Here is a 24,623-nt window from a genome sequence, read left to right as displayed (position 1 = left end):
TGGCGGCGGACGCGGTCCACTCGGGCCATGAGCACCGAACCGCCGCCCTCAGGGTCCGGCCAGCCGCCGGACGACGATCCGTTCCGCAAGCCGCCGCCGTCGACCCCGGGCAGCGGCTCCCCGTACGACTCCCCGCAGGGCCCGTACGACTCCCCGCAGAGCCCGTACGACACCCCCCAGAGCCCGTACGGCACCCCGCCGCCGAACAACCCGCCGCCCTACGGGGGCGATCCGTACGGCTCCGGCGGTTACGGCGGCGGTCAGGACCCGCTCGCCGGGATGCCGCCGCTCGCCGACAGCGGCCGGCGCGTCCTCGCGCGGATCATCGACATGGTCCTCGTCGCGATCGTCGTGGGGCTGCTGTCGTGGGCCTTCGGACTCGGGGAGTACGAGACCGACCCGGACAAGATCGAGTACGGAAGGCAGTTCGGCCAGTCCCTGCTCGCGGCCGTGCTCTACATCGGCTACGACGTCCTGATGACGACGAAGACCGGGCAGACCCTCGGCAAGAAGTGGCTGAAGCTGCGCGTCGCCAACCTGAGTGACGGGGCGACCCCCGGCGCGCAGACGAACCTGGTCCGCGCGGTCGTCCTGTGGATCCCCGCCGTGTTCTGCTGCGCCTGCGTGTGGACGGCGATCTCCGGCGGCTGGAGCTTCTTCGACAAGCCCTACAAGCAGGGCCTGCACGACAAGGCCGCGAAGACCGTGGTGGTCAGCAGCGCCTGACCGCGGGCGTCATGGCGACACCGGCCGCAGCCGCGGCGGCGTACGGACGGAGTCGGCGGGTCCCCGCCTCACGGGCCCGCCGCTTCGTGCACCGGCTCCCGGGCCGACTCGGACGCGGCCGGGGAGGCGAGCGTCGACGAGAGGCGCTGCGCGGGCACCCGCTCCTCGGCGGCGGCGGAGGCCGGGGCCGCGGGCGGCGGTGCCGGTTTGCGGGTCGGTACCGACATGGCCACGAAGAGTCCCAGGATGAGCGCCGACACGGCGATCACGGGAATGCCGGGGCCCGAACTCGTCTGTGACAGCAGGACCATGGCGATGGTGGAACAGACGACGGTGGCCGAACCGTAGGAGAGCTGTGCGACAGTCGGGCGAGGCATGGCGGTATCCGTCCTCGTGACATCAGGGGAGCAGGAGAGGATCGACGTCGTCGATCCGACTCTATTCGGACCTCTGCCCGAACGGAACGGCCAGTAAGCATGACCTAACCCACAGTGCCGGTGCATGGGGGGCGCACGGAGTCACCGCGTCCACCCAGTGGACGGTACGGCGCGCCCGTTGGAGGTTTGTCATCCGTGTCCGGATTCCGGATCGCCCGGTCTGCATAGTGCAACGTAAGCGTCACCGTCAAGGTCTGTTATTTCTCGCCTACCTCCGGTCAAATGGCGTCACTTGTGACACGTGGCTTTCACGCCACGGAGGAGGGGACCACCAAGTGACCACCAAGAGACGGGCGTTGAGATCCGCCGCCGTCCTCGTGACCCTGGCCGCCACCGCGGCCACGGGGTCCGTCGCGGCGACGACCGCCCAGGCCGACACTCCGGCCGCGACGAGCACGACCGCCGACGGCAAGACGTACGGCGGCAAGGGCCATGTGATGGACGGCCCGTTCAGCAAGCAGATGGAGCAGCAGCGCCAGACCGCGCTCCAGAACGTGTTGCAGGGCAAGTCCAAGGTCCAGGAGAAGAACGGCTCGAAGGTCGTCGAGCTCTCCAAGGGCAAGTACGTCGAGCTGGGCCGCGAGCGCACGGACAAGATCTTCACGATCCTGACCGAGTTCGGCGACAAGGTCGACAACACGACGCTGGTCGACCGCCAGGACGACGACACCGACGAGCTGAAGCCCAAGTACGGGGGCCAGCCCGGACCGCTGCACAACCAGATAGCCGAGCCGGACCGCGCCAAGGACAACAGCACGGCCTGGAAGAAGGACTACGACTCCCAGCACTACAAGGACCTGTACTTCGGTTCGGGCAAGGGCGTCGACTCCCTCAAGACCTACTACGAGAAGACCTCCTCGGGCCGCTACTCGGTCGACGGCGAGGTCTCCGACTGGGTCAAGGTCGAGTACAACGAGGCCCGTTACGGCTCCAACTACTGCGGCGCCGACAACTGCCCGAACGTCGAGGACCTGGTCCGCGACGGCATCAACGCGTGGGTCGCGCAGCAGAAGGCGGCCGGCAAGACGGACGCCGACATCAAGGCCGACCTCGCCACGTACGACCAGTGGGACCGCACGGACCACGACAACGACGGCAACTTCAACGAGCCCGACGGCTACATCGACCACTTCCAGATCGTCCACGCGGGCGAGGACGGCTCGGCCGGCGGCGGCGCGCAGGGCGGCGACTCCCTGTGGGCGCACCGCGGTTACGCCTACTCCCGCGACGACGGCGACACCGGCCCCTCGGGCTTCAAGGCGGGCGGCACCCCCGTCGGCGACACCGGCATCTGGGTCGGCGACTACACGATGCAGCCGGAGAACGGCGGCCTCGGCGTCTTCGCCCACGAGTACGCCCACGACCTGGGCCTGCCCGACCTGTACGACACCTCGTACGCGGGCGAGAACTCGGTCGGCTTCTGGTCGCTGATGTCGGCCGGTTCCTGGCTCGGCACCGGCAAGGAGTCGATCGGCGACATGCCGGGCGACATGACCGCCTGGGACAAGCTGCAACTCGGCTGGCTCTCCTACGACAAGGCGAAGGCGGCGACCAGGTCGACGCACAAGCTGGGTGTCGCGGAGTACAACACCAAGCTGAAGCAGGCCCTCGTCGTCGAGCTGCCGAAGAAGAACGTCACCACCGACATCGTGAAGCCCGTCGAGGGCTCCAAGCAGTGGTGGTCGGACTACGGCGACGACCTCTCCAACACCCTTGAGCGCACGGTCGACCTGACCGGCAAGGCGAAGGCCGCGCTGGAGCTCGACGGCTGGTGGAACATCGAGAAGGACTACGACTACCTGTACACGCAGGTGTCCACGGACGGCGGCGCGAGCTGGCACTCCATCGACGGCACGGCCGACGGCGCCACCATCACCCGTGACGGCGGCGACAAGCCCGCCCTGACCGGTGACTCGACCAAGTTCCAGCACCTCGTCTACCCGCTCGACGCGTACGCGGGCAAGAAGATCGGCATCCGCTTCCGCTACAAGACCGACGGCGGCGCGGGCGGCATGGGCTTCACCGCCGACAACCTCACGGTCAAGGCGGACGGCGCGGCCCTGTTCACGGACAACGCCGAGGGCGACGACAACGGCTGGACCGCGCGCGGCTTCTCCCGCGTCGGCGCCTCCATTTCCGGCGACTTCCCGCAGTTCTACATCGCCGAGAACCGCCAGTACGTCTCGTACGACAAGACCCTCAAGGTCGGCCCGTACAACTTCGGTTGGCGCGACGGCGGTGCCAAGAACAACTGGGTGGAGCACTACTCGTACCGTCCGGGCCTGATGGTCTGGCAGTGGGACACCTCGCAGCGCAACAACAACGTCGGCCAGCACCCGGGCAAGGGTCTGATCCTGCCGATCGACGCGCACGCGAAGCCGCTGTACTGGGCGGACGGCAAGACCAAGATCACGAACAAGATCACGCCGTACGACGCCGCCTTCGGCTGGTACCCCGTGCCCGGCATGACGCTGTACCGCCTGGGCGTCGAGAAGAAGATCCCGGCGCAGGCCGGCGTCCCGGTCTTCGACGACCACAAGGGCACGTACTGGTACGCGGAGAACCCGACCGGCAGTGTCAAGACAACTGACACCAACACCCGCATCTCGATCGTGAAGCAGCCGCTCGACGGCTCGTCGATCACGCTCAAGGTCGGCCCGTCGGTGAAGTAGCCGACAAAACCGCAGGTCAGAAACGTATCGGCCGCGACCCCCTGGCGGGTCGCGGCCGATCGTGTTTTAGTCCGTCCTGTGAGTTCCTTATTGACACGACGTCTCACGGGGGTGTGACAGGTATGTCCGCAGGAGGGTTCTGCAAGCTGCCCGGCGGCAGTGTCGTCGTCGCTCTGACCCTGCCCGCACCGGGCCCGGGGGAGGGCGCCGTACGGGTCCTGGTGCACGCGGTGAACCGGGCACGGGCCCTGACCCGGCTGCGCAATCTGGGCCTGCGGGCGGTCTACCTCCGCGGCAACTCCCATCCGCCGTCCCCGGACGAGATCACGGCGGTCCTGCACCACCCGGACGGCCTGATCTGGCGCGCGGCGCCCGACCTCACGGCGGGCGAGCTGTGGCACCCGATACGGGCGCTGATCAGCCCGGGGAAGGTCAGCCCCTCCGGCGCCTGAGCAGCGCGGCTCCCCGTGGCCTAGGCCACGACCGGCTTCCCGCTGAGCTCGACCCCTGCGTCCCGCAGCTCCTCCAGCGCCGCCTCGGTCGTCGCCGCGGCGACCCCGGCGGTGAGATCGAGCAGCACCTGCGTACGGAACCCCGCGCGGACCGCGTCCAGCGCCGTGGCCCGCACACAGTGGTCCGTGGCGATCCCGACGACGTCGACCTCGGAGATCTCCCGGGCCCGCAGCCAGTCCGCCAGGGACACCCCGTTCTCGTCGGCCCCCTCGAACCCGCTGTACGCGGCCGCGTACGCCCCCTTGTCGAAGACCGCGTCGATCGCGCCCGAGGCGACGGCCGGCGCGAAGTTCGGGTGGAAGCCGACGCCCTCCGTCCCGGCGACACAGTGCGCGGGCCACGAGTGCACGAAGTCGGGGGAGCCGGCGAAGTGCTCCCCGGGATCGATGTGGTGGTCGCGGGTGGCGACGATGTGCTGGTAGCAGCCGCCCCCGGCCTGTCCGACGAGATCGGTGATCGCGGCAGCGACATCCGAACCCCCCGCCACCGCGAGGCTGCCGCCCTCACAGAAGTCGTTCTGCACGTCTACGACGATCAAGGCGCGGCGCATGGTCGGTGTCCTTCTCCTTGGAGGCTTACGAGCCTAGAAGCTTCGAGTGCGCCGCGGGAGAGGGCAAGAGGGGCGCATCGCCCTCTCCCGGGCGGTCAGACGTACTCGGTCGGGATGACGGACTCGCCCTTGGAGAGCTGTGTCGCCGACAGCGGCAGTGCGTCGCGGGCCGCGATGTGCCGCTCGCGGACCGTGTCGAGCGGCTCGCGGGCGACCACGTCACCGCCCCTGACCAGCTCGACCAGGAGCTGCCGGTCGGCCAGCTCGGGCGGGACGGCCCCGGTGCCGACGACCTCGGCCTCCGCGACGCCGTCCCGGTCGAGGCGCCGCGCGGCCCACTTGCGGCCGCCGACGGACGTCTTGCCGCCCGCCGACTTCTTCGCGACCGGCACGAGCGGCGCCTTCGGATCGGCGGACTCGGCGCGCGCGACGAGCTTGTAGACCATCGAGCAGGTCGGGTGCCCGGAGCCGGTCACCAGCTGCGTCCCGACGCCGTACGCGTCCACGGGCGCCGCCGCGAGCGAGGCGATGGCGTACTCGTCGAGGTCGGAGGTGACCACGATCTTGGTGTCGGCGGCGCCGAGCTCGTCGAGCTGCTGGCGCACGCGGTGCGCGACGAGCAACAGGTCGCCGGAGTCGATCCGGACGGCCCCGAGCTTCGGTCCCGCGATCTCCACGGCCGTACGGACGGCTTCCTTCACGTCGTACGTGTCCACGAGCAGCGTCGTCCCCTCGCCGAGGGAGTCGACCTGGGCGCGGAAGGCGTCCCGTTCGGAGTCGTGCAGAAGGGTGAAGGCGTGCGCGGAGGTGCCGACGGTCGGGATCCCGTAGCGGAATCCGGCCGCCAGGTCCGAGGTCGTCGCGAACCCGCCCACGTACGCGGCGCGCGACGCGGCCACCGCGGCCAGTTCGTGCGTGCGGCGGGCGCCCATCTCGATCAGCGGCCGGTCACCGGCGGCCGAGGCCATCCGGGAGGCGGCCGCGGCGATGGCGGAGTCGTGGTTGAGGATGGAGAGGATCACCGTCTCCAGGAGCACGCACTCGGCGAAGGAGCCCTCGACGCGCAGCAGCGGGGAGCCGGGGAAGTAGACCTCGCCCTCCGGATAGCCCCAGATGTCGCCGGAGAAGCGGTAGTCCGCGAGCCAGGCCAGCGTCGCCTCGTCGACGACCTTGCGCTCGCGCAGGAAGCCGAGCACGCCCGCGTCGAACCGGAAGTTCTCGACGGCGTCCAGCACGCGCCCGGTACCCGCGACGACGCCGTAGCGACGGCCCTCGGGCAGGCGTCGGGTGAAGACCTCGAAGACCGAGCGCCGGTCGGCCGTGCCCGCGTGGAGGGCGGCCTGGAGCATCGTCAGCTCGTAGTGGTCGGTGAAGAGGGCTGTCGACGGAACATCCACCGGCAGGCCAAGGTCCGCAGAGTTCATGGGAGGGATGCTACCTCCAATTAGCGTCAGGGTGACGATTTCTGGGGTCCGTTTGTGCGCACACCCTCCCTGAGTGGCAGCATGGGCCGTGTGACGGCTCCAGCACCCCTTGAGATCGAAAGCCCCGAGACGACCGAGGACACGTTCGCGGTCCCGGAGCCCGACGTCCCCTGGATCACGCTCGTCCACAACGACCCGGTGAACCTCATGAGTTACGTGACGTACGTCTTCCAGACGTACTTCGGGTACTCCAAGGACAAGGCCACCAAGCTCATGCTCGACGTCCACAACAAGGGCCGCGCCGTCGTCTCCTCCGGAAGCCGCGAGGAGATGGAGCGCGATGTGCAGGCGATGCACGGTTACGGCCTGTGGGCCACGCTGCAACAGGATCGGAAGTAGAGAAGCGATGAGGGGTACTGCGCTCTGATGCCCGGCCACTTCGAACCGATCCCGGGCGGCGGCGCGGCCGTCGCCCTCGACGACGTCGAGATCTCGATCATCCGTTCGCTCGCCGTGCAGCTCCTGGAGCTGATCGGTCCCGGGCCCGGCGGTGAGATCTCCGACGACCCGCTCGCCGAACTCTTCGCCGAGGGCCCGACCGAGCCGCCCGCCGACGCGGTCCTGCAACGCCTGTTCCCGGACGCCTACGGAGGCCCCGGCGGCCCGGCGGGCGCGGACGAGGCGGAGCTGCGCGCGCACTCGTCCGAGTTCCGCCGCTTCACCGAGAACGACCTGCGGGCCGGTAAGCGGGAGGACGCCCTCGCGGTGATCCGCTGCCTCGACGCGCTCAGCTCCGCGTCGGACGGTGCGTCGCGCGGCGACTCCGATACGGGTGGTGGGCGAGGGGCGGGCGGTGGCGCGGTCCTGAAGCTGACGCACGACGAGTCGGTCCGGTGGATGCGGGCGCTCAACGACCTGCGCCTGGCGATCGGCACCCGCCTCGACATCACGGACGAAGAGGACACCGACCTCCTCTACCGGCTCCCGGACGAGGATCCGCGCAAGCCGATGGTGATGGCGTACCTCTGGCTCGGCGGGCTCCAGGAGACCCTGGTCGAAACCCTTATGCCCTGATCTTTCGGGACAAGGCGGGGCGCCGTGCGCGCCTCCGAATGAAAGCGCGTTCGCTCAGCGGACACTCAAATCCGGATAACGATCCTGTCACCGCGGTGCACCCGTATGCGGCGGGAAGGGTCGTTTGTCCGGTTCTTCCTGTGGGGTAGGGCACAGGTGCCTCAGTCGGTCACCACGAACACCGTGATAAATCTTCTCGACCGCCTGACGGACGCCACCCCTGTCCTGTCAGGTGCGCCCTTATCGGCCGACCGCCGGTAGGCAACAGCTCCATCCATCCAGGGGCCCGACCCCGAAGGATCGTCACAGTCGATCCGAGCCGCTCACGGCACGGATCGGCATGGAGAAAGGCGCACATCATGACCTCAGCGCAGGTCGAGCAGCACGACAAGGACTCAGCCGGCAACGAGGCCGTGCGGGCCGACCACGACGACACGGCGTCCGGCGAGGGCTACCAGCGTGGCCTCGGCGCCCGTCAGATCCAGATGATCGCCATCGGCGGCGCCATCGGAACCGGCCTCTTCCTCGGCGCGGGCAAGGGCATCTCCAAGGCCGGCCCCAGCCTGATCCTCGCGTACGCCCTCGCGGGCATCGTCATCTTCTTCATCATGCGGGCGCTCGGCGAGCTCCTCATGTACCGCCCGGTCTCCGGCTCGTTCTCGGAGTACGCGCGCGAGTTCATCGGCCCCTTCGCGGGCTTCGTCACCGGCTGGACGTACTGGCTGTTCTGGGTCGTCACCGGCATCACCGAGGTCACCGCGGCGGCCGTCTACATGACGTACTGGTGGGACATCCCCCAGTGGCTCTCCGCCCTCGTCTTCACGGTCATCCTGTACGGCGCGAACCTGATCTCGGTGAAGCTCTTCGGCGAGCTGGAGTTCTGGTTCTCGATGGTCAAGGTCACCGCCATCATCGGCATGATCCTGATCTGCGCCGGCATCCTCACCATGGGCTTCTCCGACGCCGGTGACACCGCCTCCGTGGCCCACCTGTGGGACCAGGGCGGCTTCTTCCCGCACGGCATCGGCAGCACCACGATGACCCTCCAGATGGTCATGTTCGCGTTCCTCGCCGTCGAGCTGGTCGGTGTGACCGCGGGCGAGTCGAAGGACCCGAAGACCGTCCTGCCCAAGGCCATCAACACCGTGCCGTGGCGCATCGCCGTCTTCTACGTCGGCGCTCTGATCATGATCCTCTCGGTCGTGCCGTGGACCACGTTCCAGCCGGGCGTCTCCCCGTTCGTCAAGGCCTTCGACACCATGGGCATGGCCGCCGGCGCGGGCATCGTGAACTTCGTCGTCCTGACGGCCGCCCTGTCCTCCTGCAACTCGGGCATGTACTCGACCGGCCGCATGCTGCGCGACCTCGCGCTCAACGGCCAGGGCCCGAAGGCGTTCACCCGGCTGACCAGGTCGGGCACCCCGCTGGTCGGCACCACGGTCTCCGCCGCGCTGATGATGGTCGGCGTCTGGATCAACTACCAGTGGCCCGGCGAGGCGTTCAACTACGTCGTCTCCTTCGCCACCATCTCCGGCATGTGGGCCTGGATCATCATCCTGATCTGCCAGATCCGCTACCGCCTCAAGGCCGACCGCGGCGAGCTGCCCCCGTCCTCGTTCAGGGCGCCGGGCGGCATCTGGCTCAGCGTCTTCTCGCTGGCCTTCATCGCCCTCGTCGTCGTGACGATGGGCATGGACAAGGACAACCGGGTCGCGCTCTACGGAGCGCCGGTGTGGGGCCTGATCCTCGCCGCCGCGTACCTGGTCCTCAAGGCCCGCAACCCGCAGGGCGCGGCCTTCGCCAAGCGCGGCTGAGGCCCGGAGCACCCCGCGCGTCTCACCAGGTGGGCCGCCCCGTACCGCACTCCGGTACGGGGCGGCCCTCTGCTTATCCTGGCCCCATGCTGACGATTTCCCAGACGCTGTACGACCAGATCGTGGATCACGCCCGCAAGGACCACCCCGACGAGGCGTGCGGTGTCGTCGCGGGCCCGGTCGGCGAGGGCCGGCCCGAGCGCTTCATCCCGATGCTGAACGCCGCCCGCTCGCCCACCTTCTACGAGTTCGACTCGGGCGACCTGCTCAAGCTCTACCGGGAGATGGACGACCGCGACGAGGAGCCGGTGATCGTCTACCACTCGCACACGGCGACCGAGGCGTACCCGTCCCGCACCGACATCACGTACGCCAACGAGCCGGGCGCCCACTACGTCCTCGTCTCCACCGCCGACACCGACGACGCGGGCCCCTTCCAGTTCCGCTCGTTCCGGATCGTCGACGGCGAAGTGACGGAGGAAGAGGTCGAGGTCACCGCCTGATCTCCGGGCGATCTCGACCAGCGGACGAAAATCAACCGCATGCTGAGATCACACTCGGGGAACCCGGTCGGGAATCGATACGATGAGCGCATGGTTTCCCACGACGTGAGCGAAAAGACGCCGGGCACGCTGCTCGTGGCGCGGCTGCACGTCGACCTGTGCCGCCTCGCCAGCGCCATCTGTCCCCCTTCTTGACGCATCTCGCGCATCGGCTTCGCCACGCTTCGAGGTGCCGCGCCGGACTCCGTCCGTCGGTCGTGCGCGCCCCGCGCCCATCGGCTCGGGCGAACCGCCGAACCCCTTCGTACTCCCACCTGTCTCTGGAGCCCAGCCATGGCCATCGAGGTCCGCATCCCGACCATCCTCCGCACCTACACCGACGGCGAGAAGGCCGTACCGGGCAGCGGGGACACCCTCGCCGAGCTCTTCGCCGACCTGGACACCCGGCACGCGGGCATCGCCGCCCGGATCGTGGACAACGGTCAGCTGCGCCGCTTCGTGAACGTCTACCTGAACGACGAGGACGTCCGCTTCCTCGACGGCATCGAGACCAAGCTCGCCGACGGCGACAACGTGACGATCCTGCCGGCCGTGGCCGGCGGCATGCGCTGAGCCGGACGTAGCGACGCATGCGATACGACAGCCCCCTGGACGCGGTCGGCAACACCCCGCTGGTGCGCCTGCCGCGACTGTCGCCCTCCGACGACGTACGGATCTGGGCGAAGCTCGAGGACCGCAACCCGACCGGCTCGGTCAAGGACCGCCCCGCGCTCCACATGATCGAACAGGCCGAGAAGGACGGCCGGTTGACGCCCGGCTGCACCATCCTCGAACCCACCTCGGGCAACACCGGCATCTCGCTCGCGATGGCGGCCCGCCTCAAGGGCTACCGCATCGTGTGCGTCATGCCGGAGAACACCTCGCAGGAGCGGCGTGACCTGCTCGCCATGTGGGGGGCGGAGATCATCCCGTCCCCGGCGGCGGGCGGCTCCAACACGGCCGTGCGCATCGCCAAGGAACTGGCCGACCAGCACCCGGACTGGGTGATGCTCTACCAGTACGGCAACCCGGACAACGCGGGCGCGCACTACGCCACGACCGGCCCGGAGATCCTGGCGGACCTCCCCTCCGTGACCCACTTCGTGGCGGGCCTCGGCACCACCGGCACGCTCATGGGCGTCGGTCGCTACCTGCGCGAGCAGAAGCCGGACATCAAGATCGTCGCGGCCGAGCCGCGCTACGACGACCTGGTGTACGGGCTGCGCAACCTCGACGAGGGCTTCGTCCCCGAGCTGTACGACGCCTCCGTCCTCACCACCCGCTTCTCGGTCGGCTCGGCCGACGCCGTGACGCGCACGCGGGAACTCCTCCAGCAGGAGGGCATCTTCGCGGGCGTCTCGACCGGCGCCGCGCTGCACGCCGCGATCGGTGTCGGCAAGAAGGCGCTCAAGGCGGGCGAGTCGGCGGACATCGTGTTCGTCGTCGCCGACGGCGGCTGGAAGTACCTGTCGACGGGCGTCTACACCGCGGCCACGACCGAGGAAGCGATCGAGGTCCTGCACGGGCAGCTCTGGGCCTGAGCGGTCCCGCTCACGCGCCGTAGCGGCTTCCGCGGGCCCGATGGGGCTCGTTCGCACGGTTCCCCGCGCCCCCAGGGGTGCGGGGAACCACCCGCACGCACCGCACCGAACTCACCGCCCCAGATGCCGCACCCGATCCCACAGCACCGGATCGACATGCCCCGACCGGCGCCGGAAATCCGCCAGCGGCACCTCGCGCAGCTCGTCCGTCTCCAGGAAGCTCGCGCGGCCCTGCGCGTCGCCCACCGCCCCGGGCGGCAGCGCGATCACCCCGGGACGCTCGTCGTGGTACTTGCTGGTGATTTTCGCGACCAGTGAGACGTCACCGCGCAGGGACAGCACCAGGCAGGGGCGGTCCTTGCCGCCCGGCCCGTCCTCGTAGGGCACCCGCGCCCACCAGATCTCGCCCGGCCGCGGTCCGCCGGACCCGCGCCCCGGCGCCGCGCGCCCGCGGCGGCGCGTGCCGCGACCCCAGCCGTCGACGAGTGCCGCCACCAGTGCGAGCAGCACCACGGCCGCGAGCGCGAGCCACCAGGACGTGTCCATAGGCATGACGGTACCGGTGGGGCGCAGGGGGCGCGCGCCCCCCGAACCGGTGACAGCGCAGGTGAGTTCCCCCACAACAGCCGGTGACGGAGGAGCCACTCGACCTTTTGCGCCTTACGCTCGACAGACCCCTCAGTCCCGTTAACGGGTCCCGCTCCATCCCGCTCTCCTGACCGCCAGCGCGGAGGTTCCGGCTCTAATGAAGCTCACCGTCGTCGGCTGCTCGGGGTCGTTCCCGTCCGCGGATTCGGCCTGCTCGAGCTACCTCGTCGAGGCCGACGGCTTCCGGCTGCTTCTCGACATGGGCAATGGCGCCCTGGGCGAGTTGCAGCGTCACTGTGGTCTCTACGACCTCGACGCGATCTTCCTCAGTCATCTGCACGCGGACCACTGCATCGACATGTGCGCGTACTTCGTCGTGCGCTACTACCGCCACGACGGCGGACGTTGCGACCCGATCCCCGTCTACGGACCCGAGGGCACCGAGCAGCGCCTCACCACGGCGCACGCCGACACCCCCTCGGCCTCCGCCTTCAGCGAGGTCTTCGACTTCCACACCGTCAAGCCGGGTTCGTACGAGATCGGGCCCTTCTCCGTCCGTATGGAGAAGGTCTGCCATCCCGTCGAGTCGTACGCGATCCGCGTCGAGCACGGCGGCCGGTCGCTCACGTACTCCGGGGACACCGGGCCGTGCGCCGCGCTGGACGAACTCGCGGCGGACAGCGACCTGTTCCTGTGCGAGGCCGCGTTCACGCACGGCAAGGAGAACATCCCGGCCCTGCATCTGAACGGCGTCGAGGCGGGCGAGTCCGCGCAGCGCGCGGGCGCCCGCAAGCTCCTGCTGACCCACATCCCGCCGTGGACCGACCCGCAGGTCAACCTCGCGGACGCGCGCTCCGTGTACGACGGCCCGGTGGAACTGGCCGCGCCGGGAGTGACGTACGAGCTCTGAGGCGGCGGGCACGACGTACGGCGAAGGCCCCGGAACCGTGGCGGTTCCGGGGCCTTCGTCAGGTGTCACGCGCTCTGCCGCGCGATCGACCGTGGGTCACGCCTTGGTGATGTCCTCGATCTCCTCCTCGGGCTCGCGGCCCGGGGTGGTGAGGTTGAACTTGGTGATCGCGAAGCGGAAGAGCACGTAGTAGATCACCGCGAAGACCAGGCCGATCGGGATGATCAGCCACGGCTTGGTGGCGAGGTTCCAGTTCAGCGCGTAGTCGATGAAGCCCGCGGAGAACGTGAAGCCGGCGTGCACGCCCAGCGCCCAGGTGACGGCCATGGAGACGGCGGTCAGGACCGCGTGGATCACGTACAGGAGCGGCGCGATGAACATGAACGAGAACTCGATCGGCTCGGTCACACCGGTGACGAACGAGGTCAGCGCGAGGGAGACCATCATGCCCATCACGGCCTTGCGGCGCTCGGGACGGGCCGCGTGCGCGATGGCGAGGGCGGCGGCCGGGAGGCCGAACATCATGATCGGGAAGAAGCCCGACATGAACTGACCGGCGGTCGGGTCACCCGCGAAGAAGCGGTTGAGGTCACCGTGGACGACGGCGCCCGTGGCGTCCTTGAAGTCGCCCAGCTGGAACCAGGAGACGGTGTTCACGAACTGGTGCATGCCGACCGGGATCAGCGCGCGGTTGATCAGACCGAACAGACCGGCACCGGCGGCGCCGAGACCCGTCATCCACTCGCCGAAGTTGGAGATGCCCTCACCGATCGGCTCCCAGATCAGGCCGAAGAAGACGCCCATGAGGGTGCCGACGAAGGCCATGATGATCGGGACGAGACGGCGGCCGTTGAAGAAGCCGAGCCAGTCGACGAGCTTGGTGCGGTGGAACTTCTGCCACAGCACGGCCGCGAGCAGACCCATCACGATGCCGCCGAGGACACCCGGGTTGTTGTACGTCGCCGCGACGTCGACACCCTTGTTCTTCGTGGTGTTGATGACGGCCTCGGTGACCGGGAAGGCCTTCAGCACGTTGCTGTAGACCAGGAAGCCGACCAGGGCGGCGAGCGCGGTCGAGCCGTCGGCCTTCTTGGCGAAGCCGATGGCCACGCCTATGCAGAACAGCATCGGCAGGTTGTCGAAGACGGCGCCACCGGCGGTCGCGAAGACCGAGGCGACCTTGTCCCAGCCGAGGCCGTCGGCGCCGAACACGTCGGCCTGGCCGAGGCGGAGCAGAATGCCCGCGGCCGGCAGCACGGCGATCGGCAGCTGAAGGCTGCGGCCGACTTTCTGCAGACCCTGGAACAGGCCGGAGCCCCGCTTCTTAGCGGGCGCCGCCTTAGCGGTGTCCGTACTCATGTGCTTCCTCCAAGAAGGCAAGGCGCCGCCCTGGACAGGGAGTTGAGGGGGGACGGCGGCGTCCTGGCAGTGCTGAGGGCCACCCTTGGGCGGCCCTCGTGGTCTACACCACTTCACTGGTTTAGACCTGTTGTAGCACGTGAGTGCGGCGTAAGGAACCCGTGCGAAGAGGGGTGGACGCAGATCACCCCGAACCTCGTGAGATTCGGGGTGATTTGCCTGGTTCGGCGGGGCGTTCCGTTATGCCTTGGTGATGTCCTCGATCTCCTCCTCGGGCTCGCGGCCCGGGGTCTTGAGGTCGAACTTGACGATCACGAAACGGAAGACCGTGTAGTAGATCACCGCGAAGACCAGACCGATCGGAATGATCATCCAGGGCTTCGTCGCCAGGCTCCAGTTGAGGACGTAGTCGATGAATCCGGCCGAGAAGTTGAAGCCGTCGTGGACGCCCAGGCCCCAGGTGATCGCCATCGACGCGGCGGTGAGCACCGCGTGGATCACGTACAGGAGCGGCGCGATGAACATGAACGAGAACTCGATCGGCTCGGTCACGCCGGTCACGAACGAGGTCGCCGCCAGCGAGATCATCATGCCCATCACGGCCTTGCGGCGCTCGGGGCGGGCGCAGTGGGCCATCGCGATCGCGGCCGCGGGCAGGCCGAACATCATGATCGGGAAGAAGCCCGACTGGTACATGCCGGCCGTCGGGTCGCCCGCGAGGAAGCGCGGGATGTCGCCGTGCACGACGTCGCCGGCCGCCGTGGTGAAGTCGCCGAGCTGGAACCAGGCGGTCGCGTTGACGAACTGGTGCATGCCGATCGGGATCAGACCGCGGTTGATCAGGCCGAACAGGGCGGCGCCGCCGGAGCCGAGGCCGGTCATCCACTCGGCGAAGCTCGTGATGCCGTTGCCGATGGGCTCCCAGACCAGGCCGAACAGGACGCCGATGACGATGCCGACGAAGGCCATGATGATCGGGACGAGCCGGCGGCCGTTGAAGAAGCCGAGCCAGTCGACGAGCTTCGTGCGGTGGTAGCGCTGCCAGACGACCGCGGAGATGAGGCCCATGACGATGCCGCCGAGCACGCCCGGGTCGTTGTAGACCGCGGGGGTGTCCGCGCCGGTGTTGATGACCGCCTCGTGCACCGGGAAGGCCTGCAACACCTTGCTGTAGACGAGGAATCCGACGAGGGCGGCGAGCGCGGTCGAGCCGTCGGCCTTCTTCGCGAAGCCGATGGCCACGCCGATGCAGAACAGGATCGGCAGGTTGCCCGTGATGGCGCCGCCCGCCTGGCTGAAGACCTCGGCGACCCGGTGCCAGCCGAGGCCGTCGTCGCCGAATATGTCGGGCTGGCCGAGGCGGACCATGATGCCCGCGGCGGGCAGCACGGCGATCGGCAGCTGAAGGCTGCGGCCGATCTTCTGTAGCCCCTGGAAGATGCCGGAGCCCCGCTTCTTCGCGGGGGCCGGGGCCGTCGCCGTACTCATCGCTCTCCTCCGTGTCGACGGGCGTGTCGTCCGATCTACCTACTGGTTTAGACCACTCAGAGGAGGTAGGAGAGCCATAAAGCGCCGTAAAGAGGAAATCAGGGTCTTTCGGCGAGCAGAACACAACAAAGGGCCCCCGGACCGATGGTCCGGGGGCCCTGTGCGGGGGAGGGGTCAGGCCTTCGTGATGTCCTCGACCTCGTCCTCGGGCTCGCGGCCCGGGGTCTTGAGGTCGAACTTCGTGATCGCGAACCGGAAGATCGCGTAGTAGACGACCGCGAAGACCAGGCCGATCGGGATGATCATCCATGGCTTCGTGGCCAGGCCCCAGTTGATGACGTAGTCGATCAGACCGGCCGAGAAACTGAAGCCGTCCTTGACGCCGAGGCCCCAGGTCACCGCCATCGAGACACCGGTCAGCACCGCGTGCACCGCGTACAGGAGCGGCGCGATGAAGACGAAGGAGTACTCGATCGGCTCGGTGATACCGGTGACGAACGAGGTCAGCGCCAGCGACAGCATCATGCCGCCGACCGCCTTGCGCCGCTCCGGGCGGGCGCAGTGGTACATCGCGAGGCAGGCCGCCGGGAGGGCGAACATCATGATCGGGAAGAAGCCCGACTGGTAGATGCCGGCGCTCGGGTCGCCGCTGAGGAACATGTTGATGTCACCGTGGACGACCGTTCCGTCGGGCTTCGTGTACGAACCGAACTGGAACCACAGCGGGACGTTCAGGAACTGGTGCAGGCCGATGACCAGCAGCGCGCGGTTGGCGACACCGAAGATGCCCGAACCGATGGCGCCCAGGTCCTGGAGCCAGTTGGAGAAGCTCTCCAGGCCGTCACCGATCGGCGGCCAGATCCACAGGCAGATGACGGCGAAGACGATGCCGATGAACGCCATGATGATCGGGACGAGCCGGCGGCCGTTGAAGAAGCCGAGCCAGGAGACCAGCTTCGTGCGGTGGTAGCGGACCCAGAAGAACGAGGCCAGGAAGCCCATGATGATGCCGCCGAACACGCCCGGGTTCTGGAACGAGAAGGCGGACACCGTGTTGTCGGCCGCCTGGCAGCCCGTCGCCACGGCCTTCGCCCCGTCGGCGCAGTCGATCGGGAACTGGTGCAGCACGCCCCGGTAGACCAGGAAGCCCGCCACCGCGGCGAGGGCCGTCGAGCCGTCCGCCTTCTTCGCCATGCCGATCGCGACACCGATGCAGAACAGCAGCGGCAGGCCGAGGTCGGCGTCGAGCAGGGCACCGCCCGCGCCCGCGAAGACCTTCGCGACGTCGGTCCAGCCGAGGCCGTCGTCACCGAAGACGTCGGGCTGGCCCAGGCGGTTGACGATGCCGGCGGCCGGGAGCACGGCGATCGGCAACTGCAAACTGCGCCCCATCTTCTGGAGCCCCTGGAAGAAGTTGCTCCAGGGGCTCGGTCGGGGTGCGGCGGCGGCGTTCGCGCTCATGGGCGTCCTCCCGGAACAAGCCACGTTTGGCGGGCGTTAGATACTCTGACTACTGGTGTAGACCAGTTGCGGCACGGCGCGGTCCACGTGCTCGTCATCTTTCGTCACGGGTGGGATTACCGCTCGCGAAGTTGGGCCAACCGTGAGTTACCGTGACAAAGCGGCCCAAAGGCGGGCCCGGGAAAAACAGGGAGAACGAAATGGCCACCAAGGCTGAGAAGATCGTCGCCGGGCTCGGCGGGCTCGACAACATCGAAGAGGTCGAGGGCTGCATCACCCGCCTGCGTACCGAGGTCATCGACCCGTCCAAGGTCGACGACGCCGCCCTGAAGGCCGCCGGCGCCCACGGTGTCGTGAAGATGGGCACCGCGATCCAGGTCGTCATCGGTACCGACGCGGACCCGATCGCCGCCGACATCGAAGACATGATGTGATCCGCTCCCACTGAGCGGACCCACGGAGACGGCCGCCGCCCCCTGGCGCAGGGGGCGGCGGCCGTCTCCGTGGATCCGGGCCATGGCGTGCTGAGGGCGCGGGAGCCGCGCGGGCGTCGCCGTGTGCCTGGCGCGAGTCGATGGCACCGGCGCCATGGCCCGAGCGGGCGTCGCCGCGGGCGCGGCCGGTCGCGGCGCCGCGCCCGTCCACCGAGCGGCCGTCACCGTGTCCAAGGCCGCCCGCGTCGCCGCGTCCGCGGCGCGGGGTGCGGCACCGCGCGCGTGGCCTGAGCCCGCGTCGCCGTGCTCGTCGTCCGGGCGGGGCCTCACCGTGTCGACCGCCCGCGCGGGCGTCGCCGCGTCCCGGCCCCGAGCCCGCGTCACCGCATCGGCGGTGTACCCGGTCTCAGCCCATGCGCAGCGCCAGGATCGCCACGTCGTCCGGGTTCGCGCCCTCGTCCAGGCACTGTTCCACCAGATGCCCGCACAACTCGCCGACCTCGGCCGGGGCCGACAGCGCGGCCTGGCGCAGTCGCTCAAGACCCGTGCCCAGTTCCTCGCCGCGCCGCTCCACCAGACCGTCGGTGTAGAGCACCAGCAGAGCGCCCTGCGGCAGCTCGACCTCTCCCGCCTCGGCCTGCCACTCGTCCATCACGCCCATCGGCACCCCCTGCCCCGCACGGACGAACGCCGCACCCGCGTGGTCCACGAGCAGCGGCGGGCAGTGCCCGGCCGACGCCACCGTCGCCCGCCGCTGCGCCGGATCCACCGTCATGTACAGCACCGTGGCCAGATCGGTCAGTTCCATGTCCGCCGTCAGCGCGTTGAGATCGGTCAGGACCGCCACCGGGTCCTCGCCCTCCACCAGCGCGTAACTGCGCAGCGCCGTCCGCATCTGGCCCATCGCCGTGGCCGCCCGCAGCCCCTTGCCCATCACGTCGCCGAGCGCGAGGCCCGCCTTGCCGTCCGGCAGGGCCAGTACGTCGTACCAGTCGCCGCCCGCCTGCATGCCCTGCGCGCCGGGCAGGCTGCACGCGGCGATCTGCACCCCCTCGATGTGCGGCAGCTCCTGCGCGAGCATCGACTGCTGCAACGTGCTCGCGATCCGCCGCTCCCGCTCGTACAGACGGTTGTTCTCCACGATCTGACCCGCGAACCGGCAGTACGTGGTGGCCAGTTGGCGCTGGCGCGAGGTGGGCCGGCCCGGCCGCCGGAACGCCCAGGCGAGCGCGCCGAGCTTGCGGCCGCTGGCACTGCGCAGCGCGAGGAGGTACACGCTGCGGAACCCCGTCTCCCGGCCCAGCTCGCGCAGCGCGCCCGCCGCGGCCGGGTCGGTCAGGACGTCCTCGTAGACGAGCCAGCCGCCCGCCCGCGCGGCCGCGTCGACCAGCTCGCCCTTGTCACCCACCGAGGAGATCAGTTCCTCGGCCCGCGCGGAGGGCTCGATGCCGTACGTCGCCCGCGTCTCCATCGTCCGCAACTCCTCGTTGAGGAGCCGCGCCACACCCATGTCCGCCTGCAACAGCCGCGCGCCCTCCGACAGCACCCGGCTCAGGGTCTCGTCGACGCTGTCGTGGTCGGTGAGCCGCTCGGTCAGGGCGTGCACCCAGGTGATGTCCTCCAACTGCTGCGCGAGCCGCCGGTTCGCCTCGTCCAGGGCGCCCGCCGCGTGGTGCTGGTGCGAGATGTCGTGCAGGTAGACGACCGCCACCTGATCCGCCCGGTGCGCGCAGTCGAGCGGGCTCGCGGTGATGTCGAGAGTGAGCGGCTCCTGGCCCGGTACGCGGTACTGCACCTCGGCCCGCGCGGGCCGCCGCTGGAGCAGCGCGACGCCGAGCGGCGACTCGGCGAACTCCATGGCCTCGCCGTTGCGGTCGAAGAGGGCCTGCGAGGCGGCGGCGAGACCGCCCGGCTCCATCGGCACGGGGGTACGGAACATCTCCTCGAGGCGAGCGTTCGCGTACAGGGCCGTCCCGCCCTCCCTGGCCGACGCGATGAGGATCCCGTGCGGCGAGCCCTCCAGGATGTCCGCCGACGGCACCGGGGTGGACGACGGGTGCGGCGGGGGATCCGGGTCGGCGTCGAGCCGGGACTCCGTGGACAGGGACTGAGTCCGGGGATGGTGGTCGTGGACGGACACGGCAGGCCTTTCGCGGTGGGTGGAGGTATCGACGGACGCCGACGCCGGACAGCGGACGGCGCAGATGTCACCCCCCCCCGGGTCGAGTGGCGCCGGTCCCGGTGAACCGCGACGACAGCCAGACTTCAACCCTAAAATCTTAAGGGTCATATAAGGAGTCCGGTTCGGGCCCAAGGTCGCCCCCGCCAGGGCCCTACGCCCCCACCCTCCCGGGACCTCCGCCCCTCGGGACCGCCACCCCCGCCCGCTCCCGCTAGGCTCGTCGCATGTCTCGCATCGACGGCCGCACCCCCGACCAGCTCCGCCCGATCACCATCGAACGCGGCTGGAGCAAGCACGCAGAAGGCTCCGTCCTCGTCTCCTTCGGCGACACCAAGGTCTTCTGCACCGCCTCCTTCACCGAGGGCGTCCCGCGCTGGCGCAAGGGCAGCGGCGAGGGCTGGGTCACCGGCGAGTACTCGATGCTGCCGCGCGCCACCAACACCCGCGGCGACCGCGAGTCCGTCCGCGGCAAGATCGGCGGCCGCACCCACGAGATCTCCCGCCTCATCGGCCGCTCGCTGCGCGCCGTCATCGACTACAAGGCGCTCGGCGAGAACACCATCGTCCTCGACTGCGACGTCCTCCAGGCCGACGGCGGCACCCGCACGGCCGCCATCACCGGCGCCTACGTGGCCCTCGCCGACGCCGTCGCCTGGGGCCAGGGCAAGAAGCTCATCAAGGCCGGCCGCCAGCCCCTCACCGGCACCGTCTCCGCCGTCTCCGTCGGCATCGTCGGCGGCGTCCCGCTCCTCGACCTCTGCTACGAGGAGGACGTCCGCGCCGACACCGACATGAACGTCGTCTGCACCGGCGACGGCCGCTTCGTCGAGGTCCAGGGCACCGCCGAGGCCGAGCCGTTCGCCCGCGACGAGCTCAACTCCCTGCTCGACCTCGCCGTTTCGGGCTGCGACGAGCTGGCCGCCGCCCAGCGCAAGGCACTTGAGGGCACCCTCGCGTAACTCACTACGTAGGTAAAGAACTCCCCAAGTAGGGTGGCGGCGGTACAGCAACCGCACAGCCACCGACTGCGTCACTACGGACGGGTGCACGGCATCACACACCGCCGCGCACCCGTCCGTTCTTCAGGGGAGGACCGTTCCATGCCCGCGCGCCGCCGACCACGTCCACGTCGTATCGCCGTACTCGCCGCAGCCGCCGCACTGATCGCGGCCCCCGCCGCCGTCGGCTGCTCGGCCGTCGACAAGGCGCTCGACTGCGTCCAGACCGCAGACTCGATCGCCGACAGCGTCACCGACCTCCAGCAGGCCGTGGAGAACGCGTCGAACGACCCGACCCAGGCCGACGAGGCGCTCGCCTCCATCGACAAGAACCTCGACAAGATCGGCGACAAGACCGACAACGCCGACGTGTCCAAGGCGGTCGGCGACCTCAACAAGGCCGTGGGCAACGTCCGTACGGCCATCAAGAACGGCGACGAGACCCCCGACGTCACCCCCGTCACGGACGCGGCGGGCGAACTGACGAAGGTCTGCACCCCCTGAGCGGGCCGCGATACTGGAGGCATGACCCGCCTCATTCTCGCCACCCGTAACAGCGGCAAGATCGTCGAACTCCGCGCGATCCTCGCCGACGCAGGTCTGCCCCACGACCTCGTCGGCGCGGACGCGTACCCCGACGTCCCCGACGTCCGCGAGACCGGCGTCACCTTCGCCGAGAACGCCCTGCTCAAGGCCCACGCCCTGGCCCGCGCCACCGGCCTGCCGGCCGTGGCCGACGACTCCGGGCTCTGCGTCGACGTCCTCGGGGGCGCCCCCGGCATCTTCTCCGCCCGCTGGGCAGGCAAGCACGGCGACGACCGCGCCAACCTGGACCTGCTCCTCGCCCAGCTCGGCGACATCGACGAGGACCGGCACCGCGGGGCGCACTTCGCGTGCGCGGCGGCGCTCGCCCTGCCGGACGGCACGGAGCGCGTGGTCGAGGGCCAGCTGCGCGGCGTACTGCGGCACGCCCCCGCGGGCACGAACGGCTTCGGCTACGACCCGATCCTCCAGGTCGAGGGGGACACGAGGACGGCCGCGGAGCTTTCGCCGGACGAGAAGAACGCGATCTCCCACCGGGGGAAGGCGTTCAGGGCGCTGGTGCCGGTGGTGCGGGAGCTGTTGGGCTGAGGAGGACCTCGGCCGACGACGAAGGGCGCTCCGGCATCGGAGCGCCCTTCGTCGTGTGGGCCCGGTGGGACTCGAACCCACGACACACCGGACCTAAACCGGCGCCCTCTGGCCAGCTGGGGTACGGACCCGTCCGACTCACTCTACTGGCTGAGCCGATCGTGGTTCGAAGAGGTTCGGGCCCGACATCAGGTCAGAACTTCGGTGCGGGGGCCTGTGCCTCGACCAGTTCCGCCGCTTCCTCCTGCGTCTCCACCGACGGCGGGGAACCGGCCAGCGGCTTGTTCGCCGTCTCCTTCATGCAGGCCACCGCGATCACACCGACCAGGGCCGCCGCCATCGCGTAGTACGCGGGCATCATGTCGGAGCCCGTCGCGCCGATCAGCGCCGTGATGACCAGCGGTGTCGTACCGCCGAAGATCGAGGCCGAGAGGTTGTAGCCGACGGAGAGCGAGCCGTAGCGCACCTGCGTCGGGAAGAGGGCCGGAAGCGCCGCCGACATCGTGCCGAGCATGCAGACCAGCGACAGGCCGAGCATCATCATGCCGAGCGAGACCGCCCACAGGGCGCCGTTCTGGACCAGCAGGAACGCCGGGACGGACAGGACGAGGAAGCCGAGCATGCCCGTCATCAGGAGCGGCTTGCGGCCGAAGCGGTCGGAGAGCTTGCCGATCCGGCTGATCAGGCACATCAGGATGATCATCGTCGCGATGAGGATCAGCAGACCGTGGGTCTCCGAGTAGCCCATCTCGTCGGAGAGGTACGTCGGCATGTACGAGAGCAGCATGTAGTCGGTGATGTTGTACGCGCCGACCAGGCAGATGCACAGGATGAGCGTCGGCCAGTAGTCGCGGAAGATCTTCGCCAGGTCACCCTTGGCCGTCGTCTCGACCGTGGACGCCGCGTCGGTCGCCTTGTGCGACGACTCGTCCTCCAGCTTCTGGAACGCCGGGGTCTCGTCGAGGCGCAGCCGCAGGTAGAGGCCGACGAGACCGATGGGCCCGGCCACCAGGAACGGGATGCGCCAGCCCCACGACTCCATGCCGTCGCTGCCGAGGACGGACGTCAGGATCGTGACCAGACCGGCCGCGCCGACGTAACCGGCCAGCGTGCCGAACTCCAGGAAGCTGCCGAAGTAGCCGCGCCGCTTGTCGGGCGCGTACTCGGCGATGAACGTCGAGGCGCCGCCGTACTCGCCGCCCGTGGAGAAGCCCTGGACCAGGCGGAAGAGGATCAGCAGGACCGGCGCCCAGAAGCCGATCGTGGCGTAGGACGGGATCAGACCGATGGCGAACGTACCGATCGCCATCAGGATCATGGTCATCGCCAGGACCTTCTTGCGGCCGATCTTGTCCCCCATCGGGCCGAAGACCATGCCGCCGATGGGTCGCACGAGGAACGACACGGCGAAGGTCGCGAACGAGGAGATCAGCTGGACCGTGTCGTTCCCGGACGGGAAGAAGACATGGCCGATCGTCACGGCCAGGTAGGAGTAGATGCCGAAGTCGAACCACTCCATGGCATTGCCGAGCGAGGCCGCTTTGACCGCCCGCTTGACCGCCGCGTCGTCGGTGACGGTGATGTCGGTACGGCGCAGAGGCGGATTCTTACGCCGTCTGACGGCGCGGAACAGCGCACGGTGACGCTTGACCGCCTCCGGGTCGGGCGATGCCTGCCCTTCCGCGGGCTCGGTCGTGGTCATGGGGTGGATCCCTTCTGTGGACACGAAACGCTTCCAAGGGGATCACTTGCTCGATCGTGGCTGGTGCAAACGAAAGTCCCCAGGAGAGGGGACTTTCGTCACAACGCGGGTACCCGGCGGGGTCGGTCAGATGCCCAGATCCTTGATGATCTTCGCCACGTGGCCGGTCGCCTTCACGTTGTAGAGCGCGCGCTCGACCTTGCCCTCCTCGTCCACGACGATCGTGGAGCGGATGACACCGGTGACGACCTTCCCGTACAGCTTCTTCTCGCCGAACGCGCCGTACGCCTCGAGGACCTTCTTGTCCGGGTCGCCGACCAGCGTGACCTTCAGGTTCTCCTTCTCGCGGAACTTCGCGAGCTTCTCCGGCTTGTCGGGGGAGACGCCGATGACGTCGTAACCGGCGTTCGCGAACACGTCGAGGTTGTCGGTGAAGTCGCAGGCCTGCTTGGTGCAGCCGGCGGTCAGGGCGGCGGGGTAGAAGTAGACGATCGTCTTGCGGCCCCGGTGGTCGGCGAGGGACACCTCGTTGCCGTCGGCGTCGGGCAGGGTGAAGGCCGGGGCGGTGTCGCCGGGCTGAAGTCGCTCGCTCATGTCGTCGCATCTCCTCGCGGGTGGGGTGACTGTGGTCGAGCGTAATAGGGGGTGCCGGGGGGTGAGGGAGCCGACGAGCTGACACACTGTCCATCAGCAATCAGGCAGTTACTCAGCGACCACGGAGGCAGCGCGGTGTCGGACACGTCGAGTACGTCGGATGCGCGGACGCCCGCGCAGATCGAGGCGGAAATCAAGCGCCGCCGCGAGACCCTGGCCGAGACGCTCGACGAGATCGGGGTCCGGGTCCACCCGAAGACGATCGTCGGCGACGCGAAGGCCAAGCTCGTGTCGAACGTCGACCACACCCTCGGACGGGCCTATGTCGGCGCGAACCGGTTCGTGTCCGACGTGAAGGGCCGGCTGGTCACCGAGGACGGCGCGCCGCGTCTGGAGCGGATCGTGCCGGTCGCGCTCGTCGTGGTCGGTGTCGTCGGTCTTCTCGCGGTGGGCTCGCGTCGCCGCAAGGACTGACCCGGCGGA

General features: G+C 69.2%; 26 protein-coding genes and 1 tRNA gene. 16 read left to right on the top strand and 11 right to left on the bottom strand.

What is annotated here, in order from left to right:
• Positions 1-27 precede the first annotated feature (27 nt).
• Complete coding sequence (locus V2W30_RS15400) at positions 28-726, top strand: RDD family protein (RefSeq protein WP_338697018.1); 699 nt, start codon at positions 28-30, stop codon at positions 724-726.
• A 68-nt stretch (positions 727-794) separates the two neighbouring features.
• Here the strand turns inward: V2W30_RS15400 and V2W30_RS15395 are convergent, their stop codons facing one another.
• Positions 795-1,103: a hypothetical protein gene (locus V2W30_RS15395; protein WP_338697016.1), complete on the bottom strand. Its 309-nt coding sequence runs from the start codon at positions 1,101-1,103 to the stop codon at positions 795-797.
• Between the two features lie 335 nt (positions 1,104-1,438).
• Between V2W30_RS15395 and V2W30_RS15390 the strand changes: the two genes are divergently transcribed.
• Together V2W30_RS15390 and V2W30_RS15385 are read left to right on the top strand one after the other, a co-directional pair.
• Positions 1,439-3,835, top strand: a complete 2,397-nt coding sequence (locus tag V2W30_RS15390; protein WP_338697015.1) for an immune inhibitor A domain-containing protein — start codon at positions 1,439-1,441, stop codon at positions 3,833-3,835.
• A 122-nt stretch (positions 3,836-3,957) separates the two neighbouring features.
• Positions 3,958-4,287 carry a hypothetical protein gene (locus tag V2W30_RS15385; protein WP_338697013.1) on the top strand — a complete coding sequence of 110 codons (330 nt, stop codon included), beginning with the start codon at positions 3,958-3,960 and terminating at the stop codon, positions 4,285-4,287.
• 20 nt (positions 4,288-4,307) lie between these two features.
• Here the strand turns inward: V2W30_RS15385 and V2W30_RS15380 are convergent, their stop codons facing one another.
• Both V2W30_RS15380 and V2W30_RS15375 read right to left on the bottom strand, forming a co-directional pair.
• The gene (locus V2W30_RS15380; RefSeq protein ID WP_338697011.1) at positions 4,308-4,898 is read right to left on the bottom strand and encodes an isochorismatase family protein; all 591 of its coding nucleotides are present in this window, start codon (positions 4,896-4,898) and stop codon (positions 4,308-4,310) included.
• A gap of 95 nt (positions 4,899-4,993) precedes the next feature.
• Positions 4,994-6,322: a nicotinate phosphoribosyltransferase gene (locus V2W30_RS15375; protein WP_338697009.1), complete on the bottom strand. Its 1,329-nt coding sequence runs from the start codon at positions 6,320-6,322 to the stop codon at positions 4,994-4,996.
• 81 nt (positions 6,323-6,403) lie between these two features.
• Here V2W30_RS15375 and clpS point away from each other — a divergent pair, with 81 nt between their 5' ends.
• The 7 genes from clpS to V2W30_RS15340 all read left to right on the top strand — a co-directional run bounded on the left by clpS (position 6,404) and on the right by V2W30_RS15340 (position 11,293).
• Positions 6,404-6,721 (top strand): ATP-dependent Clp protease adapter ClpS, encoded by a 318-nt coding sequence (clpS, locus tag V2W30_RS15370; RefSeq protein ID WP_338697007.1) that lies wholly within the window; start codon positions 6,404-6,406, stop codon positions 6,719-6,721.
• Between the two features lie 27 nt (positions 6,722-6,748).
• Positions 6,749-7,396 carry a DUF2017 domain-containing protein gene (locus V2W30_RS15365; protein WP_338697005.1) on the top strand — a complete coding sequence of 216 codons (648 nt, stop codon included), beginning with the start codon at positions 6,749-6,751 and terminating at the stop codon, positions 7,394-7,396.
• A gap of 359 nt (positions 7,397-7,755) precedes the next feature.
• Positions 7,756-9,210 (top strand): amino acid permease, encoded by a 1,455-nt coding sequence (locus V2W30_RS15360; protein ID WP_338697003.1) that lies wholly within the window; start codon positions 7,756-7,758, stop codon positions 9,208-9,210.
• Between the two features lie 86 nt (positions 9,211-9,296).
• Entirely contained in the window at positions 9,297-9,713 is a 417-nt protein-coding gene (locus tag V2W30_RS15355; protein WP_338697001.1) for a M67 family metallopeptidase, read from the top strand.
• Between the two features lie 90 nt (positions 9,714-9,803).
• The gene (locus tag V2W30_RS15350; protein WP_338696999.1) at positions 9,804-9,908 is read left to right on the top strand and encodes a putative leader peptide; all 105 of its coding nucleotides are present in this window, start codon (positions 9,804-9,806) and stop codon (positions 9,906-9,908) included.
• A gap of 138 nt (positions 9,909-10,046) precedes the next feature.
• The gene (locus tag V2W30_RS15345; RefSeq protein ID WP_338696997.1) at positions 10,047-10,325 is read left to right on the top strand and encodes a MoaD/ThiS family protein; all 279 of its coding nucleotides are present in this window, start codon (positions 10,047-10,049) and stop codon (positions 10,323-10,325) included.
• Between the two features lie 17 nt (positions 10,326-10,342).
• Positions 10,343-11,293 (top strand): cysteine synthase, encoded by a 951-nt coding sequence (locus tag V2W30_RS15340; protein ID WP_338696995.1) that lies wholly within the window; start codon positions 10,343-10,345, stop codon positions 11,291-11,293.
• A gap of 111 nt (positions 11,294-11,404) precedes the next feature.
• Here the strand turns inward: V2W30_RS15340 and V2W30_RS15335 are convergent, their stop codons facing one another.
• Positions 11,405-11,839 carry a type II toxin-antitoxin system PemK/MazF family toxin gene (locus V2W30_RS15335; protein WP_338696994.1) on the bottom strand — a complete coding sequence of 145 codons (435 nt, stop codon included), beginning with the start codon at positions 11,837-11,839 and terminating at the stop codon, positions 11,405-11,407.
• Between the two features lie 199 nt (positions 11,840-12,038).
• Here V2W30_RS15335 and V2W30_RS15330 point away from each other — a divergent pair, with 199 nt between their 5' ends.
• Positions 12,039-12,791 (top strand): MBL fold metallo-hydrolase, encoded by a 753-nt coding sequence (locus V2W30_RS15330; RefSeq protein WP_338696992.1) that lies wholly within the window; start codon positions 12,039-12,041, stop codon positions 12,789-12,791.
• A gap of 96 nt (positions 12,792-12,887) precedes the next feature.
• On the opposite strand, the gene V2W30_RS15325 is transcribed toward V2W30_RS15330, so the two are convergent.
• The 3 genes from V2W30_RS15325 to V2W30_RS15315 all read right to left on the bottom strand — a co-directional run bounded on the left by V2W30_RS15325 (position 12,888) and on the right by V2W30_RS15315 (position 17,099).
• Positions 12,888-14,150 (bottom strand): PTS transporter subunit EIIC, encoded by a 1,263-nt coding sequence (locus V2W30_RS15325; protein WP_338696990.1) that lies wholly within the window; start codon positions 14,148-14,150, stop codon positions 12,888-12,890.
• Between the two features lie 240 nt (positions 14,151-14,390).
• The gene (locus V2W30_RS15320) at positions 14,391-15,638 is read right to left on the bottom strand and encodes a PTS transporter subunit EIIC (protein ID WP_338696988.1); all 1,248 of its coding nucleotides are present in this window, start codon (positions 15,636-15,638) and stop codon (positions 14,391-14,393) included.
• Positions 15,639-15,812: 174 nt separating this feature from the next.
• Positions 15,813-17,099, bottom strand: a complete 1,287-nt coding sequence (locus V2W30_RS15315) for a PTS transporter subunit EIIC (protein WP_338696986.1) — start codon at positions 17,097-17,099, stop codon at positions 15,813-15,815.
• Between the two features lie 200 nt (positions 17,100-17,299).
• On the opposite strand from V2W30_RS15315, the gene V2W30_RS15310 reads away from it, so the two are divergent.
• Positions 17,300-17,533: a PTS glucose/sucrose transporter subunit IIB gene (locus tag V2W30_RS15310; RefSeq protein WP_338696984.1), complete on the top strand. Its 234-nt coding sequence runs from the start codon at positions 17,300-17,302 to the stop codon at positions 17,531-17,533.
• A 406-nt stretch (positions 17,534-17,939) separates the two neighbouring features.
• Here V2W30_RS15310 and V2W30_RS15305 read toward each other — a convergent pair whose 3' ends face one another.
• The gene (locus V2W30_RS15305; protein ID WP_338696982.1) at positions 17,940-19,673 is read right to left on the bottom strand and encodes a GAF domain-containing SpoIIE family protein phosphatase; all 1,734 of its coding nucleotides are present in this window, start codon (positions 19,671-19,673) and stop codon (positions 17,940-17,942) included.
• Between the two features lie 266 nt (positions 19,674-19,939).
• On the opposite strand from V2W30_RS15305, the gene rph reads away from it, so the two are divergent.
• The 3 genes from rph (at position 19,940) to rdgB (ending at position 21,844) form a co-directional block, all read left to right on the top strand.
• Positions 19,940-20,674 (top strand): ribonuclease PH, encoded by a 735-nt coding sequence (gene rph / locus V2W30_RS15300; RefSeq protein ID WP_338696981.1) that lies wholly within the window; start codon positions 19,940-19,942, stop codon positions 20,672-20,674.
• Between the two features lie 141 nt (positions 20,675-20,815).
• Entirely contained in the window at positions 20,816-21,217 is a 402-nt protein-coding gene (locus V2W30_RS15295; RefSeq protein WP_338696979.1) for a hypothetical protein, read from the top strand.
• A gap of 21 nt (positions 21,218-21,238) precedes the next feature.
• Positions 21,239-21,844 carry an RdgB/HAM1 family non-canonical purine NTP pyrophosphatase gene (rdgB, locus tag V2W30_RS15290; protein ID WP_338696977.1) on the top strand — a complete coding sequence of 202 codons (606 nt, stop codon included), beginning with the start codon at positions 21,239-21,241 and terminating at the stop codon, positions 21,842-21,844.
• A 56-nt stretch (positions 21,845-21,900) separates the two neighbouring features.
• On the opposite strand, the gene V2W30_RS15285 is transcribed toward rdgB, so the two are convergent.
• The 3 genes from V2W30_RS15285 to bcp all read right to left on the bottom strand — a co-directional run bounded on the left by V2W30_RS15285 (position 21,901) and on the right by bcp (position 24,140).
• Positions 21,901-21,975: transfer RNA gene (locus V2W30_RS15285), tRNA-Leu, on the bottom strand.
• Positions 21,976-22,037: 62 nt separating this feature from the next.
• On the bottom strand, positions 22,038-23,546 hold the full coding sequence (gene proP / locus V2W30_RS15280; RefSeq protein WP_338696975.1) for a glycine betaine/L-proline transporter ProP: 1,509 nt from the start codon (positions 23,544-23,546) through the stop codon (positions 22,038-22,040).
• 126 nt (positions 23,547-23,672) lie between these two features.
• Entirely contained in the window at positions 23,673-24,140 is a 468-nt protein-coding gene (gene bcp / locus V2W30_RS15275; protein WP_338696974.1) for a thioredoxin-dependent thiol peroxidase, read from the bottom strand.
• A 135-nt stretch (positions 24,141-24,275) separates the two neighbouring features.
• Between bcp and V2W30_RS15270 the strand changes: the two genes are divergently transcribed.
• On the top strand, positions 24,276-24,614 hold the full coding sequence (locus V2W30_RS15270) for a DUF3618 domain-containing protein (protein WP_338696973.1): 339 nt from the start codon (positions 24,276-24,278) through the stop codon (positions 24,612-24,614).
• Positions 24,615-24,623 lie beyond the last annotated feature (9 nt).

This window comes from Streptomyces sp. Q6, assembly GCF_036967205.1.
Classification (GTDB): Bacteria; Actinomycetota; Actinomycetes; order Streptomycetales; family Streptomycetaceae; genus Streptomyces; species Streptomyces citrinus.
Note: the sequence above shows the minus strand (reverse complement) of the source record. Positions and strands in the feature narration are given on the sequence as shown.

Bases quoted from the DNA above. Each gene is read 5' to 3' on its own strand.
- V2W30_RS15380 (WP_338697011.1), bottom strand. From the start codon at position 4,898: ATGCGCCGCGCCTTGATCGTCGTAGACGTGCAGAACGACTTCTGTGAG.
- V2W30_RS15320 (WP_338696988.1), bottom strand. From the start codon at position 15,638: ATGAGTACGGCGACGGCCCCGGCCCCCGCGAAGAAGCGGGGCTCCGGC.
- V2W30_RS15295 (WP_338696979.1), top strand. From the start codon at position 20,816: ATGCCCGCGCGCCGCCGACCACGTCCACGTCGTATCGCCGTACTCGCC.
- V2W30_RS15355 (WP_338697001.1), top strand. From the start codon at position 9,297: ATGCTGACGATTTCCCAGACGCTGTACGACCAGATCGTGGATCACGCC.
- V2W30_RS15365 (WP_338697005.1), top strand. From the start codon at position 6,749: ATGCCCGGCCACTTCGAACCGATCCCGGGCGGCGGCGCGGCCGTCGCC.
- V2W30_RS15310 (WP_338696984.1), top strand. From the start codon at position 17,300: ATGGCCACCAAGGCTGAGAAGATCGTCGCCGGGCTCGGCGGGCTCGAC.
- V2W30_RS15325 (WP_338696990.1), bottom strand. From the start codon at position 14,150: ATGAGTACGGACACCGCTAAGGCGGCGCCCGCTAAGAAGCGGGGCTCC.
- V2W30_RS15375 (WP_338697009.1), bottom strand. From the start codon at position 6,322: ATGAACTCTGCGGACCTTGGCCTGCCGGTGGATGTTCCGTCGACAGCC.
- V2W30_RS15350 (WP_338696999.1), top strand. From the start codon at position 9,804: ATGGTTTCCCACGACGTGAGCGAAAAGACGCCGGGCACGCTGCTCGTG.
- rdgB (WP_338696977.1), top strand. From the start codon at position 21,239: ATGACCCGCCTCATTCTCGCCACCCGTAACAGCGGCAAGATCGTCGAA.
- V2W30_RS15315 (WP_338696986.1), bottom strand. From the start codon at position 17,099: ATGAGCGCGAACGCCGCCGCCGCACCCCGACCGAGCCCCTGGAGCAAC.
- V2W30_RS15330 (WP_338696992.1), top strand. From the start codon at position 12,039: ATGAAGCTCACCGTCGTCGGCTGCTCGGGGTCGTTCCCGTCCGCGGAT.
- V2W30_RS15395 (WP_338697016.1), bottom strand. From the start codon at position 1,103: ATGCCTCGCCCGACTGTCGCACAGCTCTCCTACGGTTCGGCCACCGTC.
- V2W30_RS15360 (WP_338697003.1), top strand. From the start codon at position 7,756: ATGACCTCAGCGCAGGTCGAGCAGCACGACAAGGACTCAGCCGGCAAC.
- V2W30_RS15340 (WP_338696995.1), top strand. From the start codon at position 10,343: ATGCGATACGACAGCCCCCTGGACGCGGTCGGCAACACCCCGCTGGTG.
- bcp (WP_338696974.1), bottom strand. From the start codon at position 24,140: ATGAGCGAGCGACTTCAGCCCGGCGACACCGCCCCGGCCTTCACCCTG.
- V2W30_RS15385 (WP_338697013.1), top strand. From the start codon at position 3,958: ATGTCCGCAGGAGGGTTCTGCAAGCTGCCCGGCGGCAGTGTCGTCGTC.
- V2W30_RS15345 (WP_338696997.1), top strand. From the start codon at position 10,047: ATGGCCATCGAGGTCCGCATCCCGACCATCCTCCGCACCTACACCGAC.
- rph (WP_338696981.1), top strand. From the start codon at position 19,940: ATGTCTCGCATCGACGGCCGCACCCCCGACCAGCTCCGCCCGATCACC.
- clpS (WP_338697007.1), top strand. From the start codon at position 6,404: ATGGGCCGTGTGACGGCTCCAGCACCCCTTGAGATCGAAAGCCCCGAG.
- V2W30_RS15335 (WP_338696994.1), bottom strand. From the start codon at position 11,839: ATGGACACGTCCTGGTGGCTCGCGCTCGCGGCCGTGGTGCTGCTCGCA.
- proP (WP_338696975.1), bottom strand. From the start codon at position 23,546: ATGACCACGACCGAGCCCGCGGAAGGGCAGGCATCGCCCGACCCGGAG.
- V2W30_RS15400 (WP_338697018.1), top strand. From the start codon at position 28: ATGAGCACCGAACCGCCGCCCTCAGGGTCCGGCCAGCCGCCGGACGAC.